Origin of the sequence: uncultured Methylobacterium sp. (genome assembly GCF_964244095.1) — a bacterium.
Taxonomy (GTDB): Bacteria; Pseudomonadota; Alphaproteobacteria; order Rhizobiales; family Beijerinckiaceae; genus Methylobacterium.
In genome coordinates this window covers 1-8,124 of the sequence record NZ_CAXTHR010000175.1, presented here as the reverse complement: position 1 = coordinate 8,124, position 8,124 = coordinate 1, and the positions used below count along the sequence as shown (strand labels likewise).

General features: G+C 68.3%; 11 protein-coding genes. 7 read left to right on the top strand and 4 right to left on the bottom strand.

Features of this window, described 5'->3' with window-relative positions; genetic code table 11:
* The 3 genes from ACFE86_RS19855 to hemC all read left to right on the top strand — a co-directional run.
* On the top strand, positions 1-734 hold a 734-nt coding region (locus ACFE86_RS19855; RefSeq protein ID WP_375457049.1), incomplete at its 5' end, for a Kdo hydroxylase family protein.
* A gap of 49 nt (positions 735-783) precedes the next feature.
* Complete coding sequence (locus ACFE86_RS19850) at positions 784-1,083, top strand: antibiotic biosynthesis monooxygenase family protein (protein ID WP_375457048.1); 300 nt, start codon at positions 784-786, stop codon at positions 1,081-1,083.
* Positions 1,084-1,145: 62 nt separating this feature from the next.
* Positions 1,146-2,081 carry a hydroxymethylbilane synthase gene (gene hemC, locus ACFE86_RS19845; RefSeq protein WP_375457047.1) on the top strand — a complete coding sequence of 312 codons (936 nt, stop codon included), beginning with the start codon at positions 1,146-1,148 and terminating at the stop codon, positions 2,079-2,081.
* Positions 2,082-2,189: 108 nt separating this feature from the next.
* On the opposite strand, the gene ACFE86_RS19840 is transcribed toward hemC, so the two are convergent.
* Complete coding sequence (locus ACFE86_RS19840) at positions 2,190-3,257, bottom strand: GSCFA domain-containing protein (protein ID WP_375457046.1); 1,068 nt, start codon at positions 3,255-3,257, stop codon at positions 2,190-2,192.
* A 94-nt stretch (positions 3,258-3,351) separates the two neighbouring features.
* On the opposite strand from ACFE86_RS19840, the gene ACFE86_RS19835 reads away from it, so the two are divergent.
* Entirely contained in the window at positions 3,352-4,383 is a 1,032-nt protein-coding gene (locus ACFE86_RS19835) for a WcbI family polysaccharide biosynthesis putative acetyltransferase (RefSeq protein WP_375457045.1), read from the top strand.
* Positions 4,384-4,396: 13 nt separating this feature from the next.
* Here ACFE86_RS19835 and ACFE86_RS19830 read toward each other — a convergent pair whose 3' ends face one another.
* Complete coding sequence (locus ACFE86_RS19830; protein ID WP_375457044.1) at positions 4,397-4,792, bottom strand: response regulator; 396 nt, start codon at positions 4,790-4,792, stop codon at positions 4,397-4,399.
* An 82-nt stretch (positions 4,793-4,874) separates the two neighbouring features.
* Between ACFE86_RS19830 and ACFE86_RS19825 the strand changes: the two genes are divergently transcribed.
* Positions 4,875-5,255 carry an Hpt domain-containing protein gene (locus ACFE86_RS19825; protein WP_375457043.1) on the top strand — a complete coding sequence of 127 codons (381 nt, stop codon included), beginning with the start codon at positions 4,875-4,877 and terminating at the stop codon, positions 5,253-5,255.
* A gap of 437 nt (positions 5,256-5,692) precedes the next feature.
* Here ACFE86_RS19825 and ACFE86_RS19820 read toward each other — a convergent pair whose 3' ends face one another.
* Positions 5,693-6,574: a hypothetical protein gene (locus tag ACFE86_RS19820; RefSeq protein ID WP_375457042.1), complete on the bottom strand. Its 882-nt coding sequence runs from the start codon at positions 6,572-6,574 to the stop codon at positions 5,693-5,695.
* 415 nt (positions 6,575-6,989) lie between these two features.
* On the opposite strand from ACFE86_RS19820, the gene ACFE86_RS19815 reads away from it, so the two are divergent.
* Both ACFE86_RS19815 and ACFE86_RS19810 read left to right on the top strand, forming a co-directional pair.
* Positions 6,990-7,385 (top strand): helix-turn-helix domain-containing protein, encoded by a 396-nt coding sequence (locus tag ACFE86_RS19815; protein ID WP_375457041.1) that lies wholly within the window; start codon positions 6,990-6,992, stop codon positions 7,383-7,385.
* Between the two features lie 233 nt (positions 7,386-7,618).
* Positions 7,619-7,966, top strand: coding sequence for a helix-turn-helix domain-containing protein (locus ACFE86_RS19810; RefSeq protein WP_375457040.1), 348 nt, complete (start codon positions 7,619-7,621; stop codon positions 7,964-7,966).
* Here ACFE86_RS19810 and ACFE86_RS19805 read toward each other — a convergent pair.
* Positions 7,963-8,124 (bottom strand): winged helix-turn-helix domain-containing protein (locus ACFE86_RS19805; protein WP_375457050.1); only part of this gene is annotated, 162 nt, incomplete at its 5' end. The genes ACFE86_RS19810 and ACFE86_RS19805 overlap by 4 nt on opposite strands.

Sequence of the window (8,124 nt, the reverse complement as noted above, 5' to 3'; positions counted from 1 at the left end):
GCTTCACCGAGCGGCCCTTCGCCGACGGCAAGGCCAAGAACGTCAGCATCCGCGGGCCGGCCGCGACGCTGCGCGGCGCCGCCGGCACGCCGGAGGAGCAGGCGGCCTTGCGCGCGCTGCTGATCCGCTACCGCGGCTTCGCGAAAGACCTGATCGCGCGCCACCTGCCGGACTACGCGGCCGGCGTCACGCTGGCCGGCACCTCGTACCGGCCCTTCGACGTCGACCGGCGCAAGATGAGCTGGCGCCGCGACGACACCCGCCTCCACGTCGACGCCTTCCCCTCGAACCCGATCGGCGAGACGCGCATCCTGCGCGTCTTCCGCAACATCAACGCGCAGGGCGAGCCGCGCCTGTGGCGCGTCGGCGAGGACTTTTCCGCGATGGCCGACAAGTTCCTGCCGAGGCTGCCGGGCTACTCGCCGCTCTCGGCAAAGGTTCTGGCGGCGCTCGGCATCACCAAGGCGAAGCGGTCGGAATACGACCACCTGATGCTGCACCTGCACGACGCCCTGAAGCGGGACGAGGGCTACCAGGCGAACGCCCCCCAGGCCGACGTGGAATTCCTGCCCGGCCAGACCTGGGTGACCTTCTCCGACCTCGTGATGCACGGCGCCATGGGCGGCCGCTACATGCTGGAGCAGACCGCCTACCTGCCGGTCTCAGGCCAAGCCTTTCCCGACAAGAGCCCGCAGCGCATCCTCGCGCGCAAGCTCGGCCGGCCGCTGCAATAGGCTTTTCGCCCGCGACCATCCAAGACCATCGTCGCAAAGGAACTCAGGAATGATCCTCGAGATCGCGCAGATCGAGATCAAGGCCGGCATGGAATCCGCGTTCGAGGCCGGCATCGCCCGCGCCGCCGAGATCTTCCGCGCCGCCGCGGGCTGCCGCGGCTTCGACGTGCGCCGCTCGATCGAGCATCCGCAGCGGTACCGCCTGCTGATCCGGTGGGACACCCTGGAGGCGCATACCGAGGGCTTCACCGGCTCGCAGGCGTGGCAGGACTACCGCGCCATCGTCTCCCCCTGCTTCGCGGGCCCGCCCTCGGTCGAGCACACCGCGCGGGTGCTGAAGGCGTTCTGAGGCTTGCGCCCACCGCCTCCGGCGACGATGCTCGCGAAAAACTTACGCGAGACGGGAAGCCCATGATCCAGCGCCTCATCCAGCGCCCTCTGCGCATCGGCACCCGCGGCAGCCCGATGGCGCTCGCGCAGACCGGCATGGTCCGCGACAGGATCGTGGCGGCCCATCCCGGGCTGGAGACCGAGCTCGTCGTCGTCACCACGGTGGCCGACAAGATCCTCGACCGGCCGCTCTCGGAGATCGGCGGCAAGGGCCTGTTCACCAAGGAGCTGGAGCAGGCGCTCTTCGCCGACGCGATCGATGTCGCCGTCCACTCGATGAAGGACGTCGAGACTTGGCTTCCCGAGGGGCTCGTCATCGCCTGCATCCTGGCCCGCGACGACCCGCGCGACGCCTTCCTCGCGCCCCGCGCCGCGGGTTTTTCGGAGTTGCCCGAGGGGGCGCGCGTCGGAACCTCCTCGCTCCGGCGCGCGGCGCAGGTGCTGATGCGCCGGCCGGACCTGCGGATCGTGCCGTTGCGCGGCAACGCCAACACCCGGATGCGCAAGCTCGAAGCGGGGGAATGCGACGCCACCCTCCTGGCGCTCGCGGGCCTGGAGCGCCTCGGCCTGGAGGGCATGGCCCGCTCCGTCCTGTCGGTCGAGGAGATGCTGCCGGCGGTGGCCCAGGGCGCCCTCGGCATCGAGGCCCGCGCGGACGACGCCGCGATCCACGCGCTGCTCGCCCCGCTCGCCTGCGCCGCCACCACCACGGTGATCGGGGCCGAGCGGGCGCTGCTCGCCGAACTCGACGGCTCCTGCCGCACGCCGATCGCGGCGCTCGCCCGGATCGCGGGCGACACGCTCAGCCTCGACGGCCTGCTCTTCCTCCCCGACGGCAGCCGCCACTGGGCGGCCTCGCGCTCCGGGCCGGTGGCCGACGCGGAGCGGATCGGGCGTGAGGCGGGAGCGGAGTTAAAGGCCGCGGCGGGCGATACCTACGCGCGGCACTTGCAATAGCCCGAAGCGACCATCCGTCCTCGCTGGTGGGACTTCGGCTTCCGGCAAGTGCGCGTTCCCTCTTCCCGCAGATGGGAGAGGGCGCGTTGGATGCAAGGCGAGTCGTCCTCACGCCACGCTGCGCTCGATCTGCTCCTCGTCGCAGATCACGCCGGCGGTGCCCTCGTACTCGGCGGAGAAATCGTGCCCGGCGGCGACCGGCGCAGGGCCTTCGCGGTCGGCGGCGAAAGTGGCCAGGAACGAGCGCATCACGTGGCGCACGCCCGCGTCGTTGATGGTGCGCAGGTCGTCGTTGTAGTAGCGGCCCGCGTTCACGTTGCTGGTGACGATGTCGTAGGCGGGGAAGTACACCGCGCGCGGGTCGCCCGAGGCGCAGGCCTCGCCCGCCGCCACCCGCAGCACGGATTTCGAGTAGCTGTTCGACTCCATCACGTGCCGGTCCATGTAGGTGGCGATCATCGGCACCGGCGACACCGTGAGGATGATGCGCGCCGCAGGGTTCACGCTCCAGAGCCGCGCCAGGAAGCCTTGCAGGTCGGCCAGCACCTCGGCCGCACCGGCGTTGACGCATTCGTAGAGCGCCGGATCGTAGCTGCCGCCGGCGACGCCCGGGGCGAGCGGCAGGGCGGCGCCGTCGGCGCGCCAGCGCCAGCCCTCGGTGAGGCCGAGCGTCAGCACGAACACGTCCAGCGTCTCGAACAGGCGGCGCACCGCGGCCAGATGCGCGTCGCGGGCCGCCGCCACCTCGGCCTCGCTGGCGAAGCCCGCCGGCTCGACGGTGGGGCGGAACGGGTCGACGTAGCGGCCGTCCGCGCGCAGCCACGCCGTCAGCTCCGGCGCGTAGCGGCCGTAGGCGCGGTCGAAGAGCTGCACGAACTGGCGCGTGTAGTACAGGTTGCCGTAGCGGGCCGAGAAGGTGCCGAACTGGCGCGCCTCGGCGTCCGCCGGCGTCGTGCCGGCGGGCGGGGTTTCCGTGACGTGGTAGTTGAAGCCCGCCGCCCGCAGGGCCTCGGCGACGCGCTGGGCGAAGCACGAGCCGCCGGTGGCGACCTTGTCGGCACGGCCGATCGCGAAGGGCGATCTCGGCCGCGGGTCGACGGCGAAGGGGGCGACGTTGGTCACGACCTTGCGCCAGAATCGCTCGGCCGGTAGACCGCTATAGGGATTGGACGCCATTCCCGATCCTTCCTCCGACCTCTGCCTTCGATCCCTGCCGCGGCCGCCGCGATGCGCCCGCCGACACCCCGCACAGCGAGACCCGGCGCGTACCTTGGCCCTCTCCGACCTGCCCCGGCGCGCGCGCGGCGCGTTCTCGTTGTCGCCGCCATCCTGGGCGACACCGTGGCGCGCCAGGCCCGCCGAGGATGCCGGGCGCAAGGGGCCACGGATCGCCGTGCTCGGCAATTGCCAGGCCCGCGGCGTGGCGCAGGCGATGCGGCTCTTCGCGCCGGACAGCCCGGTCCGCTTCGTGCCGATGGGGACGCTCGCGCGCGACCACGGCCATATCGACGGCCTGCTCGCGACGTTCTCCACCTACGATCACGTCTTCTCGCAATCCTTCCCCGCCGGGCTGATCCCCGGCGGAGACATCACGACGCTGCGCACGCGCGAGCCCCGCACGGTGCTGTTTCCGACGATCGTGTTCTCGGCCTTCCACCCCGACATGGTCTATGCCGGCCGGGTCGAGGACCTCTCCGCCCTCAAGCTCGCGCGCTCGCCGCTGGGGCAGTACCACTCGGCGATCGCGCTCTGCGCCCATCGCCTCGGGCTGACGGCGCCCCAGGCCGCGACCCTGTTCCGCGAGGACGTGTTCCATCGCCTCGGCTACCTCGACCAGTGGGAGCCGGCGGTCCGCGAGACGCTCGGCGCCGCCGCCGCGGTCGGCTTCGGGCTGGAGCGCGAGATGAGCCGCTGGGGCCGGCGCGGCGCCTTCATGCACGTGATCAACCACCCCAAGGCGTTCGTCGTCGGCGACATCGCCCGGCGGCTGCTCACGGAGGGCGGGTTCTCGCCCGAGCCGGTGGAGATCGAGGACTACCTCGGCGACGAGCTCGCCCGCGACGTGGTCTGGCCGGTCTACCCGCCGATCGCCGAGGTCTACGGGCTCGCCGGCTCGTACCTGTTCAAGCCCAAGCCGCGCGGAGACGCCTTCCCGACGCTCTACGACCTGCCCGGATTCCTCGCGGCGAGTTTCTCGCTCTACGCCGCCGCCGACCCGGCGGACCTCGCCTGCGCGCGGGTCGAGACCTGGGCCGCGTCGCCGGAGATCGCGGCGATGTTCCGCGCGGCCGCGCGTCGCTGAAGCGGCCGCGCCGTCAGCCGGCCGCGCGGAGCCGGTCGTCGTCGAGGCCCTCGGCCATCATCCGCACGATCCGGTTGACGTCGCGGATCTGGAAGGGCTTGCGCAGGTAAAGGCTGCCGGGGACCGCGCGCGGATGCCGGCCGGCGGAGGTCGAGGTGTAGACCACCGGCCGGTCGGGATGCTCGGCGCGGAACGCCTCGGCCACGCTCCAGCCGTCGATCAGTCCCGGCAGGTTGATGTCGGTGAACAGCCAGTCGATCGCCGCGCCCCGGTCGCGCAGGATGGTCAGCGCGGCCTCCCCGCTCGATGCTTCGATCACGCGGATGCCTTGGGTCGCGCACAAGGTCGCGATGATCTCGAGGAGCAGGTAGCTGTCCTCGACAATGAGCACGCTCTGGGCGGGGTGCATCAGTGCAGTTCCGATTGTAGGTTGGACCAATAGAGGTTACGAGGATTAAGAATTCTCTAAAGCACCGCCCCGAGCCGCCCCGATGATGCCTTCGCGCCCCGAGCGCCCGAGCCCCGCGGCGGAATGCGCGGTCGCGCCTTCGGCCTACGATCCCGCGATCGTCTCCGATCTCGAAGCCTGCTTCGGGCGGACGTGGCTGCTCGACCTGCTCGGCCTGTTGCGCGACGAGATCGCGGCCCGCCTCCGCGCCCCGCCCAGCGAGCGGGAGACGCTGGCGCAGGACGCGCACATCCTCGTCTCGGCGAGCGGGACGCTCGGGTTCCTCGGGCTGTCGCAGGCCTGCGCCGAGCTCGGCCGCGCCTGCCGCGAAGGCATCGACCCGACGCCGGCCCTCGACCTCGCGGGCCAGGCGGCGCGGTGCGCCCGCGAGGCAATCGACCGGATGCTGGCCGAGCCGGCCTGAGCCGGCCTGCCGGGATAGCGCAGGAAATCCCGGTCCGCGCGTCCCTCATCCCCCGACCGGGACGGACTTCGCCGGTGCCGCGGTCCATGATCCTCGCCGGCGCGCACGCGGCTCGCAGCCGGTCGTCCCAGCCCGCCGCACGGCACTGCGCGCTCAGGGCCGAGGAGCCGTAGAACGCCCAGCAGCGTCACCCGCGCGCCAAGCAATCGCGTCGCAAGGCTGACCATCCGTCCGACGTCCAATGGGGGTAGGCCCGCATCTGCTCAGCGCCGTTTTCGGTATGCAGATGCAGGGCGATCAAGAGTCGGCCCACGCATACGGAGATACTTCTGATAAATAAGATTTGCAAATTATCCTACTTCGATGAATTTCTTGTTTCGATCGTCATTTTCGTTGGCATTTGTTTGACGGATGCAAGCAATACCGATATTGGTTTTTCAATTTCCAATGTTCTGTCTTGCTTGGTTCAGCGTGCATCCCGAGCAGATTGACGCCGTGACACGCCGAACCTGCGCATCGAACCGCTTGTCGCGTCGCTGCTGGGCTACCGCCTCCTTCTCTGCGCGCGTTTCGACCTCGCTGAGGGTGGACGCATCCTCAGACTTGCGCGGCGGGGCCTGTCGAACGACAGGGAGACCCGAAGACATGAGCGTCGGCGCAAGATTGGCCGGACGCACCGCGCGTTCGGCCTGCAAGGCGATCGGCACTGCGGACACATCCGTACTGGACGGTGAGGAGAGACCCAGCTCCGAGGACCGCTTATCGTTCTGGATATTGGCGACGGAAGTCCGATTTTGGCGAGCATAGAGGATGGATAGAGGATCAACACCTGTATTCACACGGCTCGTGGCTTGACGAGTTGCCTGTCCGGGCAGTGCCACATCGTCTGTCGACGATAATTTCGGTTGTATCTGGGTCAGGCGTGCAGAAACAGGATCGAAATTATTTTTCTCATTCCCAACACAAGCGGTCAGAGCCAACAGACCTGTGCCGACGACTAGCAACAACCTCATCGCTTCAACCCTCGACACATGGGGAACGGCCTGCCCTGGCCCGGTACCACGCGCTGGAAAATTTTTCTTCATTGCGCAAACGATGCCGTCCGCCGATGAACGAGCCGGTGGCAGGCGCCCGACGCAAACCGAAGCAGCCGTTGGGGATGATGCGGCGTGATCCTGGCGCAGTGCGCATAAAGCCGTGCAAAGGCGGCCGTATTCTGGCAGTCGCGTGCTCAAGCGCGCCGCCTGCCGCGCACGAGGGCGGAACGCCGTCCTGCGGCACCACGTCGTCGGGTCGGCACGCGTGGTGCGTTCGTTCATGGTGCGATCGTTCACGACCGCACAGGCACGGGCCGGCCATCGTCAAGGCCGTGCCATCGTGCCATGTCGAGCAGGCGCCGCTCTCCACCGCCAGAGACCGGCGGCAACCGGATTTTGCATGGTCGCGAGGGATCGGTCGAAGCACGCATCGCGCAGGCCAATCAACGGTGACACGTGTGGCGGCGCGGCATCGGCCCTCTGCGCCCTGCCTTCGAGGATGGTGACGATCCTACCGAAACGGGCAACGGCGCGGCTTCATGCCGGGCGGGTGAACCCGCTTCGCCGTGACGGCGGCCCGCCCGATCCGCCCTTGCCTTGACGAGAGACGACCCGCGTCGACTCGCTGCTGCCGCAATCTCGTCCCCTGATCGAGTTCCACCCACAGACGCTGGGCCCTGGTAGGAGTGTTTGTGCGATGTCCACGAGCGCGCAGAAGTTGACATCGCCGGAGACGCAGGAGCTTCGCCGTGATGCCGGTCGACTTCTGAAGCATCTGCGCGAGAAGGCCGGGCACACGCAAGGATCCTTCTCTGCTGAAGTGGGCTCGCCCGTCTACACGTTCGTTTCCCAAATCGAGACCGGTCGAGGCCGCATCCCTCCCGATCAGATCCGCACGTGGGCCAATGCTTACGGCATCGAGGCGCGCAGCTTTCTTCAGATGATCATGCGCTTCTACGATCCTGAAACCTTTGCGGTGCTGTTTGAGAATGAACCGGAAGTCGCTACCGGTAGGGCATTTCCTGATCTTGCATCAATTGATGCCGAAGCAAGCGCATTTGAGGGCAAAACCTGCACATCCGGAAAGGTCTAAGTGTGTCTTTGAGGCACCGATCGACTTCGGATAAAATGTGAAACTCGAGACATATATGAGTTTCTGCTTAGCGGCATCCCGCTACGATAGCGAGACTTGGTTCGAGGTTGGTTTGCTGCACTGCCTCACACGGCGTGGGGGTATTTACCTGGACCTTGAATACGAGGGTGAACCAGTCTACTTCATCTCGGCGATAGTCATCGCATAGACCTCCCGAGGCGGGACCGTGGACCATGTACAACAGCACGCAACGGCTCTCGACACCGGAGGTTCAAGAACTCCGGCGAGAGGGCGGTCGCCTGCTCAGGCGACTGCGCGAGGCGCGCGGGTTGTCGCAGCGCGAACTCTGTGCGCTGGTCGGGGGCGGAGTCTACACCTTCATATCGCAACTCGAGACCGGGCGAGGACGCATTCCGCCCGATAAGCTTCGCGCCTGGGGGGAGGCGTTGGGCTTGGAGGCGCGCACGTTCGCAACGATGATCCTACCCTACTACGACCCTGAAACGTTCGCGATCTTGTTTCCCGACGCTTCGGAGCCTGCCGATCGGGACGTGCGCGCGCCAAACGCGAACGCGCTCTAATCACCCACCGAGAACGTCTCGTCGAAGGCGTAGCCGGAACCGCGCACGGTGCGAATCGGGTCGAGTTCGCCGGGGCGGTTCAGCGCCTTGCGCAGGCGGCCGACATGCACGTCGACGGTGCGCTCGTCGATGTAGACGTCGTGGCCCCAGACGCCGTC